Here is a 16,279-nt window from a genome sequence, read left to right as displayed (position 1 = left end):
TCAAATCAAGCAGCGTTTGCTTGCAGGATTGCTAAAGAAATCACCTCCAGAGCGGAATCCTCCGTGGCCTCTAGGCGCACAGGTGGTGCCATGCCGTCCTCGTAGGCCTCAAGCCAGCGCGGCGCACACACACACCAATGGTCTCCAGGCTTGAGACCGGGGAAGCCATAGGCGGGCGCCGGGGTGCTGAGGTCGTTTCCCTGGGCCTGGCTGTAGCGCAGGAAGGCATCGCTAACCACACAGCAGACGCTGTGACGACCCAGGTCGGCGGCATTGGTGCGGCAATGACCGTCGCGGAACCAACCTGTCATTGGTTGGCAGCCGCACACCACCAAGGGTTCACCCAGCACGTTTAGCGAAGCGGAAGCTGGCTGGCTGGAATCGCTCACGGGAACCGGGGAAAATGTGGATGGCTCCAGTCTGGCCAGGCAGTTCGGAGGTTGCAGCACTGGGCTGACGACAAGCTTCAGAGCTATGCGAAAGGCAACACACCCGCACAAAGTTGGGCTGGGTAGTTGACGGATTCCGGGGGGGAGGCGTTAAAGGTCGAAGAGCGCGTTCACCCTGTCTTTCAGCGCGGCCCCCTTCATGAGCTGGGAATTCACCGAAGACGCGGCCTTTCTGGCCCTCTGCGATGCGTACAAAGAAAGCGGTGAACCCTCCGCCATGGAATTCCTCGCCCACGGCGAAGGGGCTTTCCATTTCCAGGAACTCACCCAGAACGCCGCCGGCGAAGGCATCGACCTGAGCGACTCCTCCAACCTGGAGGAGTTTCAGCAGGAGGTGATCGACGCCCTCGAAGACCTTTGCAGCTAGAGCTCAGGAGTAGAAAAAAGCAATCTCCTTAGCTTTCAAGCCATCCCATCCGGCGGCCTTAAGCCGGGCATCGAGGCTGGCTTGGTCGAAATGCTTCGAACCTGTCTTGACGATGCGATTGCGCATCGATTTTTTGACACCGCTGCGGGCCCGCTGGCTTTCCAGATCCATCACCTCCGTGTAGAGAGCGATCATCTCGGAGGGGATCGGGGTGCCATCCAGGTCGATGCCCGAGGCGATTGCGGCATCAACGCCGCCAGGTCCGGCAATGGCCATAGCCGTTTTGCAAGGTGATTGGTCAGGCTAGAAGCCGCCGCCCCCCTGCTCAGGCTGAGAAGTATCGAGCTTGGGTATGTAGGGCCACCAGGGCAGTGGTGCTCTGCTCTGGTTCGAGTTGGTCGCTCTCATCCATCGACATACCAATCCGCTCGGCACCGAGCCAGGCGAGCTGCTGGCGGGAGTCGGCCACGTTTGGACAGGCGGGATAGCCAAAGGAGTAGCGGCTACCGCGATAGCGCTGGGCCAGCACGTCGCGCAGCGGCATCGCGGTGGGATCAGCAAAGCCAAGCTCACGCCTGATGCGCGCATGCACCCATTCGGCCAGAGCCTCAGCCATCTGGACTCCAAGTCCATGGAAATAGAGGTAATCGGTGTATTGATCGGCTTTGAAAAGCTGCTGGGCAAAGCTGGTGGCGCCTTCGCCCATGGTTACGGCCTGCATCGGCAACACATCAGTTGGCAGCGACGAGCCATCGGCTGCGATTGCGAGATCTCGGTAGAAATCAGCGATGCAATAGCGGTTGCCTGAGCGCTGGCGGGGCAGCTCAAAGCGACCTAATTGTTGCTGGCGCTTAGCTGGGTCAAACAAGACCACGGCGTTGGCACTACGGCCGCAAGGGAAATAGCCGTAGGCCACCCGGGGTGAAAGCAGGCCCTCCTCGAGACAGCGCGCCATCCATTGATCCAGAACGGGCTCCGCCTTCTCGACCAGCATTGCTTCGTAGTCTTCGCGGCTCTGCTGCTGGGTCTTACGCAGCTGCCACTGGCCTGCAAATAGGGCGTTGCGATCTAGGTAAGCGAATACTTCCTGCAGGTCGATCTCCTGCTCAGTCAAAATCTGGCTACCCCAAAAGGGTGGCTCAAGGGCGCTCTCTTCGGCCACAGCCGTAGAGCGCTGATCATTTGGTTCAACGCTGACAGTGACTTCTGTAGGGGAAATAGCTACGGCTTCTCTTACCCCATCCGCCTTGGCAGGCTCTTCTGCGGGGGTCTCGGGAGAAACGATGCCAAGCCCCTCCGGAATCGGTCCAAGGAAACCCCGTAGGTCGTCCCAGACACCGCCTGCTTTTGCCTCCATCAGGGCGTCCATAAAACGGAGATCGGCAAATGCGTCGCGGCCGTAGATAACTTGACCTTGATAGGCGGCCCGACAATCACCATTGACAAACCTAGGCGTAAGTGCTGCTCCGCCAAGTATTACCGGCACAGCAATACCAGCCTGATTAAAGGCTTCTAGATTGTCTTTCATGAAGGCCGTAGACTTCACAAGTAGACCGCTCATGGCAATGCAGTCGGCCTGATGCTGCTGCTGGGCATCGATTATAGCTTCGCAGCTTTGCTTGATACCTAGATTGACAACCTCATAGCCGTTGTTGGTGAGAATAATATCTACAAGATTTTTGCCGATATCATGCACATCGCCTTTTACGGTGGCGATCAGGAATTTACCCTTGGCCGAGCTCTCTCCCTCGGCCGTTTCCATGTGGGGCTCGAGATGGGCTACTGCCGCCTTCATGGTTTCGGCGCTCTGTAATACGAAGGGCAACTGCATCTGGCCGGAGCCAAAGAGCTCGCCCACTACTTTCATACCGTCGAGCAAAAAGGTGTTAATGATCTGCAGTGGCGGGTAAGTAGCAAGCGCTTCGTTTAGGGAGGCATCAAGACCGATTCGCTCACCATCAATGATGTGCTGCTTGAGACGCTCCTCCACCTTCAGGTCGGCGAGAGAGGGGCCTGAGGCCCTGGCCTCTTTAGCGCTCACCCCTTCAAACAAGGTGGTGAGCACGGTGAGAGGGTCGTAGCTGCAAATAGAACCCGGCTCATTGGTCTCGAAGCGACGCCGGTCGTAGATCAGATCGCGGCACACCTGCTGATGCTCTGGACTGATCTTTGCCAGGGGCAGAATCTTGGCAGGGCTAATGATCGCCGCATCCATACCGGCTTCGCAGCAGTCGTGCAGAAATACCGAATTGAGCACAATCCTGGAGGCCGGCGACAGGCCGAAACTCACGTTGCTGACGCCCAGCACCACATGCACCCCTGGCAAGTCGGTGTGAATGCGGCGGATAGCCTCAATCGTGGCCGCACCATTGAGCCGATCTTCCTCAATTCCCGTGGATATCGGTAGGGCTAAGGGGTCGTAGAAAATCTCGTGAGCAGGAATTCCAAACTCAACCGCGTCTCGGTAGGCGCGCTGGGCAATAGCAAATTTGCGCTCCGCTGTGCGTGCCATTCCCTCTTCATCGATGGTGCCCACGACCACCCCGGCGCCATAGGCCTTGGCCAGCTCCAGCACCTTGAAGAAACGCTCATCACCATCTTCGTAGTTGGTGGAGTTGAGGATGCATTTACCACCGGACACCTTGAGCCCGGCCTCCATCTTCTGCCACTCGGTGGAATCAAGCATCAACGGCAGGTTGACGTTTGTGACGAGACGGCTCACCAACTCATGCATGTCCCGTTCACCATCGCGACCGACGTAATCGACGTTGACGTCGAGCACGTGGGCGTTCTCCTTAACCTGACCCCGCGCCACTCCCACTAGGCCATCCCAATCCTCCTCAGCTAGCAGCTCGCGCACTTTCTTGCTGCCGCTGGCGTTAAGCCGTTCACCAATGATCAGGAAGGAATTGTCCTGGTGGTATGGCGTGGTGCTGTAGATCGAGGCCGCAGCAGGCTCACCCTGCAGCAGGGGACGTGCGTGCTGGGTCAGGGGGGTGCGCACCGGTCGTGCAGCTGGATGCAACTCGGCTGCCAACTCGGTCAATGCGGCGATGTGGGCAGGGGTGGTGCCGCAGCAGCCACCGATCACCTGCACGCCTAGATCTTCAACGAAGTGCAGCAACTGCATCTTCATTTCGAGCGGTGTCAAGCGGTAGTGGGCTACCCCGCCGATATTTTCTGGCAGCCCTGCATTGGGGATACAGCTCACCACAAATGGACTGTGCTCGCTCAGATAGCGGATGTGCTCCTTCATCTGCTCCGGTCCAGTGGCGCAGTTGAGCCCCAGCACATCAATCGGGAATGGCTCCAGGATCGCCACCACAGCAGCTATATCGGAGCCGACCAACATTGTGCCGGTGGTCTCCATCGTCACGCTCACCATCAACGGCCGCCTCTGGCCGGTCTTGGCGAAGGCGTCCTCAATGCCCTGCAGGGCCGCCTTGATCTGCAGCACGTCCTGGCAGGTCTCGACAATAAATAGGTCAACATCTCCCGCCAGCAGCCCTTCGGCCTGCTCAGCAAAAGATGCCTTCATCGTGTCGAAGTCGATGTGGCCCAGGGTCGGCAGCTTCGTGGTTGGCCCCATGGAGCCAGCCACGAAGCGTGGCTTCTCAGGGGTGGAGTAGGCAGCCGCCACTTCGCGGGCCAGCTCTGCCGCCCTCTTGTTGAGGGCAAAGGTATGGTCGGCGATGTCGTATTCGGCCAGCACCAGCGAGGTGGCCCCGAAGGTGTCGGTTTCGATCACATCGCAGCCCGCCTCCAAAAACAGGCGATGCACTGCCTGCACCGCATCGGGGCGGGTGAAAACAAGATTTTCATTGCAGCCCTCAAGGGCAGCGCCGCCGAAATCATCGGGGCCTAGATCCATCTGCTGCAACGAGGTGCCTGTGGCACCGTCGAACACCAGCACCGGCCGCTCAGGCCCATGCAAGCGATCTAGAAAGCCGATTCGCTGAACCGGCTGGGGTGCTACTGCCGCAGTCATGTTGATCAACCGTCTACGCGAATCCGGGTCACCCAGTGGTCATAGGCGGAATCGCGCCCTTCCGTGATTGCCGTAAGGCGCTCACGAATCGCGGTCATTACCGGCCGATGGCCAGGCATGTCGGTGGTCTCCACCCGGCGCACCGGGGTGACCTTGGCGGCGGTGCCACTGAGGAATACTTCATCAGCCACAAACAGCTCGCTCTTATCGACCGGACGCTCAAGGGTGGGGATGCCCATGGCCTGGGCAAGTTCCAGCACGCTGGCCCGGGTGATGCCTTCAAGAATGTCCTGATCAACCCCGGGGGTGATAAGAACGCCATCTCGAACAATAAAAAGATTCATGCCGCTGGCTTCACTCACCTTGCCGCGACTGTTAAGTAGCAAAGCCTCATCAAAACCGCTTTTTACAGCTTCTGTCTTGGCCAGGGAGCTGGTGATGTAGGCGCCACTGATCTTGCCGCGTAGGGGCAGGGAGCGGTCTTCCTGGCGGGTCCAGGAGGAGATGCGGCAACTCACACCCTCAGGGGAGAGGTAGTCGCCCAGCTCCAGTCCGTAGATGAGAAAGTCGGTCTCAATGTTGTGCAGCCGGGGTGCGATACCCAGATCACTGGTGTACACAAACGGGCGCAAATAAACCGGGCAGGTTGGTTTATTTGCCCGCAAGAAGGCCACGATCGCGTCGTGAATGGTTTCTTCGGGTAGCTCAGTGAGCAGCAGCCGGGCACTCTGACTGAGGCGGCGGGTGTGGCGATCGGCGCGGAAAAGCAGGATCTCAGCCGGGTCGCTGGGATTGGGCAGGGCCCGCATGCCGCCAAAGGCTCCAGTGCCGTAGTGGAGGGCGTGGGTGGCCACCGACAGGGTGGCTTCGGCAAAGGGCACGCATCGGCCACCGAACCAGGCGTAGGGCAGGAACTGGTGCATGGTGAGGGCGTAGCGGGCGGTGCTGGCGCGGCGGCCTGTGGCCGAGATCAACCGATCTTCTCACCGCAGCAAGCAGGATGGGGCGATGCATCGCTTGGCATCGGTACCTGGGGGAGGAGCAGCAGCCGATATCGGCGCGCTGGTGGAGCAGCCTGCCGCGCCTGTGCTGCTACTCAGCAGTGCCGATACCGACCTGCTGGCCATTGACCAATTGATTGAGCGGGAACCTCAGCTGCTACCAGCGGAGCTGCGCGGCCTAAACCTGGCGGCCCTGGCCCACCCGGCCCAGATCGACCACTACCTCAATTCCACGGTGCGCCACGCCCGGCTGGTGGTTGTGCGGTTACTGGGGGGCAGGGGTCACTGGAGTTATGGCTTGGAGCAGCTCCAGAGCTGGGCAGGCTCAGCCCCAGAGCGCCAATTGCTCATACTGGCTGGCACGGCCGATGAGGAGCAGGTGCTGGCGGGGCTGGGCACCGTCGCCCCTGAATTAGCAATCGGCTTGGCCCGCTGTCTGCGGGAGGGGGGACCCGCCAACCTGCGCCAGGTGCTGCAGGCTTTGCAGGGTCTCCTTGAAGGTCGGTCCCCAGCGCCGCCACGGGCCGAGCCCCTCGCCGATCCACTGCCCCATGATTGGCAGCAGGAGCAAGGCCCTCGCGTAGGCGTGATCGCCTATCGGGCCCTACTGCAGGCCGGTGACCTGGCCCTGATGGAAGCCACCCTGCAGGCCCTGCGCCAGGCAGGACTGTGCCCGCGGGCGCTGTGGGTAAGCGGTCTACGGGATGGGGCGGTGCAGCGGGGCGTGGCCGACCTGCTGCAGCGGGAAGGAGTCCAGGCCGTGTTGTGCAGCACCTCCTTTGCCTCAGTGCAGTTTGAGGAGGCCGGCCTAGGGGCGCCGCTATGGGAGCAACTTGGTGTGCCTGTGCTGCAGCTGCTTTGCAGTAGCCAGCCCCGCAGCCGCTGGCAGACCAGCAGCATCGGCTTAGGCCCGACCGACCTCACCCTCCAAGTGGCCTTGCCAGAGTTGGACGGGCGGCTCACTACCCGCATTGGCGCCTTTAAGGAGACCGTGGGCGCCAGCGAGCGTCTGGCTTCGGCCCTGCAGCGCTACCAACCGGATCCGGAACGGCTGACCTGGATCGCCCAGCTCTGTGCCAACTGGATCCGGCTGCGCCAAACCCCAGCTGCCGAACGCCGCGTGGCGCTTGTCCTGGCCAATTACCCAACCCGCAACAGCCGTCTCGCCAATGGAGTTGGACTCGATACGCCGGCCTCAACAGCCTTGATGTTGCAGTGGCTAGGCGGGGCTGGCTACAAGTTGCAGGACCCAGTACCTGTCGATGGCGAGGCCCTGATCCAGATGCTGCTGGCAGGACGCAGCAACGATCCTGAAAGCGAGCACCGACCCGCCCTGACCCTGCTGCCCCTTGCCACATACCAGGATTGGTATGCCTGTCTCCCCAGCGAGGGCCGCCAAAGGCTCGAGGCGGTGTGGGGACCGCCCGAACTCGATGTGGCTCTGGTTAGCGCCGCCGGAGCTGTACCCGGCTTCCCGATCCGGGGCTTGCAGCTGGGGCATGTGAGCGTATTGATCCAGCCCGACCGCGGTTACGACAGGGATCCGGCCCTCAGCTATCACAGCCCGGACCTGCCCCCCACCCACGCCTACCTAGCCCAATACCTCTGGCTGCGCCTGGAGTTTGGCGCCCATGCGGTGGTGCATGTGGGCAAGCACGGCAACCTGGAATGGCTGCCTGGCAAGGGATTGGGGCTGTCCGCCAGCTGTTTTCCAGAGTGGGCCCTAGGGCCGCTGCCACACCTATATCCCTTCATCGTCAACGATCCCGGGGAGGGCTCCCAGGCCAAGCGGCGCAGCCAGGCGGTGATCCTCGATCACCTGACACCGCCCCTGGGGCGGGCGGGCCTGTATGGGGCGCTGCAGCGACTTGAGGTTTTGCTGGATGAGTATTGGGAAGCCTGTCAGCTCGGCAGTGAACGGGCCGGTCCCCTGCGCCAGACCCTGGCCAAGGAGCTCGAGAGTATGGAACTGCCGCTCGGTAGCGCAGCGGAGCTTGATAGCCGGCTTGATGCTGCCGATGGCTACCTCTGCGAGCTCAAGGAGGCCCAGATCCGCCTGGGGCTCCACACCTTCGGCACCCTGCCGGAGCCCGGTCGCCTGGCGGAGCTGCTGCTCTGTTTGGCCCGCTGTCCGTTGGCTGGGCAACCCGGCCTCACCCAGGCCCTGGCGCAAGACCTCCAACTCAGCTTTGACCCCTGGGGTGATGAAGACAGCACGCCCCTGGGCCAGGCAGACCAGCAACGGCTCCAGGGCGCCTTTGGCGGCGAGCTACCGCGCCTGGTGGGAGATGGGGTAGCGCTGTTGGAGGCGCAAGCTCTGACCCTGGTGGAGCAGGAGCTGGCCGGCGTGCAACAAAGCCAAGCCCAGCCTTCGCCATCACCTGGACCCAGGCTGCAGCAGGCGCTGATGCACCTGCGCCAGGCCCTGATGCCCCCCCTACTGGCCTGCGGCCGCGCCGAGCGGCAGGCTTTCCTGCGGGGCCTGGAGGGGGAGCGCATTGCCGCAGGACCATCCGGAGCACCCACCCGCGGCCGACCAGATCTGCTGCCGACAGGGCGCAATTTTTACAGCGTCGACCTGCGCGGGCTACCCACTGAAGCGGCCTGGGACCTGGGCCGACGCAGCGCCGAATTGCTGCTGGAACTGCACCTTCAGGAACAGGGGGAGCACCTGAGCAGCTTGGCCCTATCGGTTTGGGGCACGGCAACGATGCGCAATGGCGGCGAGGACATCGCCCAGGCCCTGGCCCTACTTGGCGTGCGACCGGTTTGGGATGGACCAACCCGCCGCATGGTGGATCTGGAGGTGATTCCCCTGAGCCTGCTGGGCCGTCCGCGGGTGGACGTGACCCTGCGTATCTCAGGACTGTTCCGCGACGCCTTCCCCCAACTGGTGGGGTGGGTCAACCGGGCCACTGAACTGGTAGCCGCCCTAAACGAACCAGAGGCGGACAACCCCCTCGCCGCTGCCTATCGCCGCGAAGGCACCAGCGCCCGCGTCTACGGCTCAGCGCCAGGCGCCTACGGAGCAGGACTGCAGGGCCTGATCGACAGCGGCCACTGGGAGGAGCGGGCTGACCTGGGCGAGGCTTTTTTGAACTGGAGCAGCTGGCGTTACGACAGCCAGGCCGGGGCTTCTGGGCAGGCTGGCATCGAAGCCCAGGCCGACCGGAGCGGCCTGGAGCAGCGGCTCAAGGCGGTGCAGGTGGTGTTGCACAACCAGGACAACCGGGAGCACGATCTGCTCGATTCCGACGACTACTATCAGTTTCAGGGAGGCTTAAGTGCAGCGGTGGAGCGGGTCTCAGGGCAGCGCCCGGCACTTTGGTTTGGCGACCATTCCCGAGCTGCCAGGCCCCGGCTGCACCGGCTGGAGCGGGAATTTGACAAGGTGCTGCGCAGCCGCGTGCTCAACCCCCGCTGGATCGAAGCGATGAAAGGCCATGGCTACAAAGGCGGCTTCGAAATGGCTGCCAGCCTCGATTATTTGTTTGCCTACGACGCCAGTACCGGCCGAGTCCCCGACTGGGGCTACGGCGCCATCTGCGACCAGTGGCTCGGGGATCAGACAGTGCGTGATTTTCTGGTGCAGAGCAATCCCTGGGCCCTGCGCGACATGGCCGAACGGCTACTGGAAGCCCACAACAGGGGCCTCTGGGAAGGGGCACAAAAAAACCAGCTGGGGCAGTTGCGCCAGCTGGTTCTTGATAGCGAAAGTCTGATTGAGCAGCGCTAAGGCAACCAAGCCAACTTGCTCAACCTTTTATTTCTCTGCTCATGCGCTTGAAGGGATCAATGTCGCCAGCTTTGCCGCTGGCTTGCTGGCTGATCTGGACCTGCGGGCTTGCCATCGCAGCGGCCTGGGCCTGAGCTTGAGCCTGCTCCTGCTTGATCGCTGCACTTCCACCAGGCACATTCACGCCCATGGCAGAACCTTTCATGCGCTGATCAAGTTCCGCCTGGGACAAGGCTTGGGCGAAGGTCTTCTTGACTGGTTTTGGGACACCTCGGGTGAGATCAAAGGCTGGTTCAGGCTGGCTGGTCTGCCCACCCAAGCCATCAGAGACCCGCTCCAGCCGCGACTCCATCGAAGCCACCTCTGCCACCATCTCCTTGTTGCCGGGGCTGTCAGCCGAGCCCGGGAAGGTGCGGCGAATGGTGTTGGATCGCCGCATGAAATCAACGTTGCCCATGCTGCTGGAAGCGTCGGCATCCAGGAAGAAGGTTTCAACCTCCTTTTTGGGCTGGGGGGTCTTCGGGGCGGCGGCGTTGCCGTCGCGGGTGGCGAACAGGCGATCAAACAAACCCATCGTCTGCCAGGGGTAAGCGTCAGGAAACCCTAGCGGCCGAGAAGCGCTAGTCCATGGGTATCGGTACCGCAACTCATAAAAAGGCCACGTTGCTGCAGCTCAGCAGCAATCGCCTCGCACACCAGAGGCGTTGGTGTCCAGCGCGGCTGCATCTGGTAGTCGTACCAAGCCTCGGCGCCATCAAAACCGAGACGATCGGCGGCGGCGATCAACCGCTGGAAGGGCAGGCGATAGCGGGCGGGATGGGCAAGCAGCAGCAGCCCCCCCGCCTGGCGGCCCGCATCCAGCACCGCCTCAGCCTGGAGCGCTGGCCCCACCAGCGCCCGCCCCTGCAGATAGGGCTCAAGGCTGGGGTGATCGGCATCAAAGCCAAGCACCAGCACATGCACCAAGCACCCCTCGAGCAGGCAGCTGATTTCCACACCTCGCCAGAAGCTGGGCACGGCACGGCCCTCGCTAGCCGCCGCCATAAAAACCTCCATGGCAGGCCCGTGGGCGGCCAGGCTGTGGTGATCGGTGATGGCTAGGTGCTCCAGGCCGAGTTCTAGGGCCTGCTGGGCCAGCTCAAGGGGAGTCAGGCTGCCGTCGCTGCAAGTGGTGTGGCAGTGGAAATTGACCCGGCTAGGGCAGCAGGCCGGCGTCAGCTGGCGGAGTACCTGCCGCAAGGGGTGATCAGGCACGAGTTCAGGCATTCGCGGACAACCGCTCAGCCCGCAGCCGCCGCCAGCGGGCATAAAACTGAATCGATGCGGCCATGAACACCACCAGGGCCACGATGAACCAGGTGGCAGCGCCGGTGGGGAATTGGTTTTTGAACACCACCAGCATCACCACGATCACCAGCAGCAGGGTGGGCAACTCGTTTAAGGCCCGCAATTGCTTAGGGCTCCAACTGCAGGCTCCCCTGTTGAGCTGGCCCATCAACCGATAGCAAAAGGCGTGGTAGGCCAGCAAGGCAGCCACGAAGGCCAACTTGACGTGCATCCAGCCCTGCTGTAGCCAGGCGGGATTCACGCTCAGTAAGCCAGCCGCACAGACCACTGCGACCACCATGCCGGGGGTGGTGATGATGTTGGCCAGACGACGCTCCATCAAGCCGTACTGGGCCTGGAAAGCCAGCCGCAGCGACTCCTCCAGCTCCTCAGCCTCGCGGTGATAGATGAACAGCCGCACCAGATAGAAAAGCCCGGCAAACCACACAACCACCCCCACGATGTGGAGAGTCTTGAACCAGAGGTAGGCCTCGGCGGGCCAGCTCAGGGTCAATAAGGGCATGGGGCAGTTCAAGCTGGGGCCCACAAACTAGGGCTGAAGCGGTCAGTAGGCCGCAGCAGTCAGTGAGCCGCAGCTGTGGCCCGGATCGCCGCCAGCTCGTCGAGGGGGATCTTCTCGAGCTGCTTCATCACCAGCCCCATGCGGTGATTACGGCGCAGTCCCTCTTGGTTGCGAGCCAGGAAATCCCAATAGAGCGCGTTGAAGGGACAGGCATCCGCTCCAGTGCGCTGCTTCGGGTTGTAACGGCAGCCCTTGCAGTAGCTGCTCATCCGATTGATGTAATTGCCGCTGGCGGCGTACGGCTTGCTGGCCAGCATGCCGCCATCGGCAAACAACCCCATGCCGAGCACGTTGGTTTGCATCACCCAGTCGTAGCCATCAATGAACATGCGGTGAAACCAAGCGGTGAAGGTCTGGGGATCGAGGCCGGCGATCAAGCCGTAGTTGGCTAGGACCATCAAGCGCTGGATGTGGTGGGCATAGCCGCTTACCTCGAGTTCGGCCAGCACCGTGTCCATGCAGGCCATGCCACTGCCGCCCAGCTGCTCTAGCCAGCCGGGCAACGGACGGTTAGCGCCGAAGTGATTTCGGTCCGGATAGTTGGCGCCAAACCACCAGTAGAGGCCATGGGTGTATTCGCGCCAGCCCAGGATCTGCCGAATCACCCCCTCCATGCAGGCAAGGGGCGTACCCCGCTCCAGCCCGGCCTGCTCCAGCCGGCGGATCACCTCAAGCGGCTGCAACAGGCCAATGTTGAGATAAGGGGAGAGCAAGGCGTGCCACAGGGTGGGCTGGCCGCTGACCATGGCGTCCTGGAAAGGACCGAAGCCATCGAGCCGCGTATCGATGAAATGCTCAAGCACCGCCAGCGCCTGGGTGCGGGTAACTGCCCACCCGAACGACGCACTAATCCCAGGTAGGCCAGGTTCAGCAGCGGCCTCAAGCTCCTTAGCCAGCCGGTCCACCTTTGCAATCACGGCCCGGGTGATTGCATCTGGCGCAAAGACCAATGGTTCAGGCCCCACCAGCCCCTTGGGTGGTGCCTTGCGATTCTCCTGGTCGTAGTTCCACTGTCCACCAAGCGGCTGGCCGTCATCGCCCATCAGCACGCCAAAACGCTTGCGGCCCTCCCGGTAGAACAATTCCATGCGCAGCTGCTTGTAGGGAGCAGCCCAGGCGCCGAAATCATCCCGGCTCCAGAGAAAAGCATTGGAGAGGTGCCACACCAGGGGCGTTAGCAGGGGCAGCCGTTCAATCGCTTCACGAAAGGGGCGCTCGGCTGGCTCCATCAGATGCAGCTCGCTGATCTCTTGCTCGGCCAGCCAATTTTTCAGCGCCTCAGCAAAGGTCGGGGCCTCAAGCAGATCCACCGTCCAACCGCGCTGGCTCAGCTCGGCCGCGAAGTGCCGCATGGCACTCCACACCAGCACAAGCTTCTGGCGGTGATAGCGGCGTTGCCGCAGCACCGAGCTGCTCTCAATCAGCAATACCCGGGCGGTTGCAGGGGTGTGGGCTGCCAAAGCTGCCTGGAGGGGGTCCAGCTGGTCGCCCAGCACCCAGATGCCAATCACGCTCAGGCCTCACCAGCCAGCCGGCAGGCACGGCGGGCTACGGCCGCGGCATAGCCCCGCTCCACCGGACCAGCCAGGGGGCTGAGCACCCCATTGCGGCAATCCACCACCAGACGCTCGTGCTGACCCTGCTGGTCGTTTACCCGCAGCCGCAGCTGCCAGTGATGCTTAGCGCTGCGGTGGATCTCATCACCACAGACGGGCCCAACGCAGATGCCGGGGGCGCCGAGGGCCGGCGGCGTAAGGGCAGGTGAAAAAAGCAGCAGCAGCCCCAGGGCCAAGGGCAGTAGCAGCAGGGAAGCCAGACGCCTCAACTGGCCAACTCCTCGCTAACGAGCTCGTCACTTGGGTGAAAGTAATCCCACACCTGGCGGGCCAGGGCCGGCCCCACTCCCGGGGCAGCGGCGATCTGCTCTGGACTGGCCAACTGGATGGCATCAATCGAGCGGAAGTGGGCCAATAACTCCTTGACCCGTTTCGGTCCCAGGCCTGCAATATCGGAGAGGCGCGAGCGCTTCATCCTCTCGCCCCGCTGCTGGCGATGGAAGCTCACAGCGAAACGGTGGGCCTCATCGCGCAGACGACGCAACAGCTGCACACCCAGCTGGTCGGGCTCACTCTCCAGGGGCTGCTTAGCCCCTGGCATAAACACCTCCTCCCGCTGCTTGGCCAGGGAACAAACCACCAGCTCTTCGTGCAGATTCAGCTCTCGCAGGGCCTCCATCACCGCCGAGAGCTGGCCCTTGCCGCCGTCAATCATCACCACATCTGGCCAATCATTGAGGCCACCTGTGTGGAGTGTGGTGTTGGCGGCCCGCCGGAGCTCGCCCAGGTCGGCACCCTCGGCCTTGGCCTGGGCCCAGCGGCGGAAGCGGCGGCGCATGATCTCGGCCATGGCCATGAAGTCGTCGGAGTGGCCTGAGCGGATCGAGCTGCTTTGGATCTTGTATTTGCGGTAGTGCTGCTTGGCCGGCAGACCATCGATGAACACCACCTGGGAGGCAACGGCGTCGCTGCCCTGGATGTGGCTGATGTCGTAGCCCTCGACGCGACGTGGGGGGGTTGGCAGCTCCAGCAGCTGGGCCAGGTCTTCAGTGGCCAGCAGTTGCTGCTCGGCACCGCGCTGGGCCCGCTGCAGTTCGTAGCTGGCATTGCGCTCCAGCAGCTCGATCAGATCGGCTTTCTGCTGCCGTTGGGGCACGGCAAGTTTCACCTTGCGGCCGCGGCGCTCCGCCAGCCACTCCTCGATCAGGGGCTGCTGGGGTAGGGCGTGCTGCAGCAGCAGCTCGGGGGGAATCTCCACCGGCTCCACCTGGCTGTAGTGCTCCTCCACCACCCGCTGCAGGATGCGGCCGGGCTCCAGGGGCTGGCCATCGGCGCCTACTGCATCAGCGGTGAAGCCAAGCCGCCCCACCAGCTTGCCGGCCCGCATCTGGAACAGCTGCACCGCCGCCACCCGCTCATCGGCGGCTAAGGCCACCACATCACGGCTCACCGAGCTGTCGCCGAGGCTCATCTTCTGATCAGCGGTGAGGGTGTCGATGCCCTGCAGCTGGTCGCGCACCCGCGCGGCGCTCTCGAAGTCAAGCCGCTCGGCATATTTGCCCATCTGCTCATTCAGCAACTCGAGTAGCTCCTCGTTGCGCCCTTGAAACACCATCGCCACCTGGCGCAGGGTGAGGTGGTAGGCCTCGGAGCTGATCTTTTCCTGGCACACCCCTGGGCAGCGGCCGATGTCGTAGTTGAGGCAGGTGCGCTCCCTATAGAGCGGCTGGGGTCGCTGACGCAGCGGAAAAACCCGCTTCACCAGGGTGAGGGTGCGGCGCAGCAGGCCCACATCCACGTAGGGCCCGTAAAAGCGATCCAGGGGCGAGCGAAACCGCCGCCGCCGGGTGATGAAGATGCGCGGGTAGGCCTCGCTCCAGGTGATGCAGAGATAGGGATATTTCTTGTCGTCTTTCAGCAGCACATTGAAGTGCGGCTGGTTCTGCTTGATCAGGTTGGATTCGAGCGCCAGCGCCTCGGCTTCACTGTCGGTGACGATGAATTCGATCTCACACACCTGGCGCACCATCAGGGAGATGCGCGGGCTGTGGCCATGGCCGCTACCACTTTGGAAATAACTGCGCACCCGATTGCGCAGCACCTTGGCCTTGCCGATATAGAGGATGCGATCGCTGGCATCGCGCAGCAGGTAGCAGCCCGGCTCGGAGGGAACCTCCTTGAGCCGGACCTTGAGGCGTTCGGGTTGCTGCAGCAGGGGCAGGCTCAACCGCCGTATTGCCAGCCGGTGCTGCCGAGCTCAAGGGCAGCACCATCGCGGTGCAAGGTGGCCGTCTTGACTTCGCCCACAAAAACGGTGTGGTCACCATGGGCCACCTGACCCACCAGCTCGCATTCCACCGCACCCAGGGCGTTTTCGAGAATCGGCAAGCCCAGCTCACCGAGGCTGAAGGGGGCTGCATCGAAGCGACCGCCCATGGCTTTTTGGGGTTTGAAGAAAACTGCGGCCAGGTCCTTCTGGTCAGCGGCAAGCACGTTCAGGGAAAATTTCTTGGTGCGCTGAATGATGCCGTTGCTGGTGCTGTCGGCCCGCACAGCCATCACCACCAATGGCGGCTCAAAGGAGCCCTGGGTCACCCAGCTGGCGGTGAAGCCATTGACCTCATCCCCCTCAGCTACGCCGCAGATGAACACGCCATGGGGAATTTTGCGCAGCAGGGTTTTCTTGGCTTCGGCGTTAAGGGCGGCGTTGGGGGCCATGGCGGCAAGAGCGCTGAGAACTACATCCACCCTAGAAACGCCTCGGGCACCCATAGGCTGGCCCGATGCGCGCCCTCTACCCCGGCAGCTTCGATCCCCTCACCCTGGGCCACCTCGACCTGATCGAGAGGGCAGCACGCCTGTTTGACGGCGTGGTGGTGGCCGTGCTGCAGAACCCCAGCAAGCAGCCGGCCTTCAGCCTCGAGCAGCGCCTAGAGCAGATCGGCACCGCCACGGCCCATCTCCCGGGAATTGAAGTGGGCAGTTTTGATGGCCTCACCGTCGATTTCGCCAGTCGTTGCCAGGCCCAGGTGATTCTGCGGGGCCTGCGGGCCCTGAGCGACTTTGAATTCGAGTTGCAGATCGCCCACACCAATAAAAGCCTGGCCCCCCAGGTGGAAACCCTGTTTCTGGCTACTGCTGTGCACCACAGCTTCCTGAGCAGTTCGGTGGTGAAGGAGGTGGCTCGCTTTGGCGGAGATGTGCGTCACATGGTGCCCCCCAGAGTGGCGGAAGACCTGTGCAGGCTTTTTAATCGGACATCTGTTTAGAGCT

General features: G+C 62.6%; 14 protein-coding genes. 3 read left to right on the top strand and 11 right to left on the bottom strand.

Going from position 1 to position 16,279, the window contains the following annotated elements; all coding sequences use genetic code 11:
• Nucleotides 1-5 precede the first annotated feature (5 nt).
• The gene (locus KBY99_RS01910; protein ID WP_254942036.1) at nt 6-389 is read right to left on the bottom strand and encodes a DUF2237 family protein; all 384 of its coding nucleotides are present in this window, start codon (nt 387-389) and stop codon (nt 6-8) included.
• A 199-nt stretch (nt 390-588) separates the two neighbouring features.
• Between KBY99_RS01910 and KBY99_RS01905 the strand changes: the two genes are divergently transcribed.
• A complete protein-coding gene (locus KBY99_RS01905; RefSeq protein WP_106501778.1) occupies nt 589-816 on the top strand; it encodes a hypothetical protein in 228 nt (75 codons plus the stop codon).
• 3 nt (nt 817-819) lie between these two features.
• Here KBY99_RS01905 and KBY99_RS01900 read toward each other — a convergent pair whose 3' ends face one another.
• The 3 genes from KBY99_RS01900 to KBY99_RS01890 are packed head-to-tail and all read right to left on the bottom strand — an operon-like array spanning nt 820 to nt 5,727.
• Nucleotides 820-1,092, bottom strand: a complete 273-nt coding sequence (locus tag KBY99_RS01900) for a DUF4090 family protein (protein WP_254931395.1) — start codon at nt 1,090-1,092, stop codon at nt 820-822.
• Nucleotides 1,093-1,141: 49 nt separating this feature from the next.
• The gene (gene metH / locus KBY99_RS01895; protein ID WP_254996993.1) at nt 1,142-4,804 is read right to left on the bottom strand and encodes a methionine synthase; all 3,663 of its coding nucleotides are present in this window, start codon (nt 4,802-4,804) and stop codon (nt 1,142-1,144) included.
• A gap of 5 nt (nt 4,805-4,809) precedes the next feature.
• Nucleotides 4,810-5,727 carry a branched-chain amino acid transaminase gene (locus KBY99_RS01890; RefSeq protein WP_254997264.1) on the bottom strand — a complete coding sequence of 306 codons (918 nt, stop codon included), beginning with the start codon at nt 5,725-5,727 and terminating at the stop codon, nt 4,810-4,812.
• Between the two features lie 85 nt (nt 5,728-5,812).
• Here KBY99_RS01890 and cobN point away from each other — a divergent pair, with 85 nt between their 5' ends.
• Nucleotides 5,813-9,541 (top strand): cobaltochelatase subunit CobN, encoded by a 3,729-nt coding sequence (gene cobN / locus KBY99_RS01885; protein ID WP_254996992.1) that lies wholly within the window; start codon nt 5,813-5,815, stop codon nt 9,539-9,541.
• A 19-nt stretch (nt 9,542-9,560) separates the two neighbouring features.
• Here the strand turns inward: cobN and KBY99_RS01880 are convergent, their stop codons facing one another.
• Genes KBY99_RS01880 through KBY99_RS01850 form a run of 7 tightly spaced genes read right to left on the bottom strand, consistent with a single transcriptional unit; the run spans nt 9,561 to nt 15,724 of the window.
• Complete coding sequence (locus tag KBY99_RS01880) at nt 9,561-10,115, bottom strand: hypothetical protein (RefSeq protein ID WP_254996991.1); 555 nt, start codon at nt 10,113-10,115, stop codon at nt 9,561-9,563.
• 29 nt (nt 10,116-10,144) lie between these two features.
• The gene (locus tag KBY99_RS01875; RefSeq protein WP_254996990.1) at nt 10,145-10,807 is read right to left on the bottom strand and encodes a PHP domain-containing protein; all 663 of its coding nucleotides are present in this window, start codon (nt 10,805-10,807) and stop codon (nt 10,145-10,147) included.
• Nucleotides 10,800-11,390 carry a protoporphyrinogen oxidase HemJ gene (hemJ, locus tag KBY99_RS01870; protein ID WP_254996989.1) on the bottom strand — a complete coding sequence of 197 codons (591 nt, stop codon included), beginning with the start codon at nt 11,388-11,390 and terminating at the stop codon, nt 10,800-10,802. Before hemJ ends, KBY99_RS01875 begins: the two co-directional genes overlap by 8 nt.
• Before the next feature lie 59 nt (nt 11,391-11,449).
• The gene (locus KBY99_RS01865) at nt 11,450-12,961 is read right to left on the bottom strand and encodes a cryptochrome/photolyase family protein (protein ID WP_254996988.1); all 1,512 of its coding nucleotides are present in this window, start codon (nt 12,959-12,961) and stop codon (nt 11,450-11,452) included.
• Nucleotides 12,962-12,963: 2 nt separating this feature from the next.
• Nucleotides 12,964-13,275, bottom strand: a complete 312-nt coding sequence (locus KBY99_RS01860; protein WP_396093092.1) for a hypothetical protein — start codon at nt 13,273-13,275, stop codon at nt 12,964-12,966.
• Nucleotides 13,272-15,233, bottom strand: coding sequence for an excinuclease ABC subunit UvrC (gene uvrC / locus KBY99_RS01855; RefSeq protein ID WP_315857930.1), 1,962 nt, complete (start codon nt 15,231-15,233; stop codon nt 13,272-13,274). Before uvrC ends, KBY99_RS01860 begins: the two co-directional genes overlap by 4 nt.
• A complete protein-coding gene (locus KBY99_RS01850) occupies nt 15,230-15,724 on the bottom strand; it encodes a flavin reductase family protein (protein WP_254996987.1) in 495 nt (164 codons plus the stop codon). The genes uvrC and KBY99_RS01850 overlap by 4 nt, the downstream gene beginning before the upstream one ends.
• Nucleotides 15,725-15,789: 65 nt before the next feature.
• On the opposite strand from KBY99_RS01850, the gene coaD reads away from it, so the two are divergent.
• A complete protein-coding gene (gene coaD / locus KBY99_RS01845) occupies nt 15,790-16,275 on the top strand; it encodes a pantetheine-phosphate adenylyltransferase (RefSeq protein ID WP_254996985.1) in 486 nt (161 codons plus the stop codon).
• Nucleotides 16,276-16,279: the final 4 nt, after the last annotated feature.

Origin of the sequence: Cyanobium sp. Maggiore-St4-Cus (assembly GCF_024345615.1) — a bacterium.
GTDB classification, from domain to species: Bacteria; Cyanobacteriota; Cyanobacteriia; order PCC-6307; family Cyanobiaceae; genus Cyanobium_A; species Cyanobium_A usitatum.
This window is presented reverse-complemented; position numbering and strand designations above follow the sequence as displayed.

Coding starts and splice junctions, on each gene's coding strand:
- KBY99_RS01905 (WP_106501778.1), top strand. CDS start 589: ATGAGCTGGGAATTCACCGAAGACGCGGCCTTTCTGGCCCTCTGCGAT.
- cobN (WP_254996992.1), top strand. CDS start 5,813: ATGCATCGCTTGGCATCGGTACCTGGGGGAGGAGCAGCAGCCGATATC.
- KBY99_RS01900 (WP_254931395.1), bottom strand. CDS start 1,092: ATGGCCATTGCCGGACCTGGCGGCGTTGATGCCGCAATCGCCTCGGGC.
- metH (WP_254996993.1), bottom strand. CDS start 4,804: ATGACTGCGGCAGTAGCACCCCAGCCGGTTCAGCGAATCGGCTTTCTA.
- coaD (WP_254996985.1), top strand. CDS start 15,790: ATGCGCGCCCTCTACCCCGGCAGCTTCGATCCCCTCACCCTGGGCCAC.
- KBY99_RS01850 (WP_254996987.1), bottom strand. CDS start 15,724: ATGGCCCCCAACGCCGCCCTTAACGCCGAAGCCAAGAAAACCCTGCTG.
- hemJ (WP_254996989.1), bottom strand. CDS start 11,390: ATGCCCTTATTGACCCTGAGCTGGCCCGCCGAGGCCTACCTCTGGTTC.
- KBY99_RS01890 (WP_254997264.1), bottom strand. CDS start 5,727: ATGCACCAGTTCCTGCCCTACGCCTGGTTCGGTGGCCGATGCGTGCCC.
- KBY99_RS01875 (WP_254996990.1), bottom strand. CDS start 10,807: ATGCCTGAACTCGTGCCTGATCACCCCTTGCGGCAGGTACTCCGCCAG.
- KBY99_RS01880 (WP_254996991.1), bottom strand. CDS start 10,115: ATGGGTTTGTTTGATCGCCTGTTCGCCACCCGCGACGGCAACGCCGCC.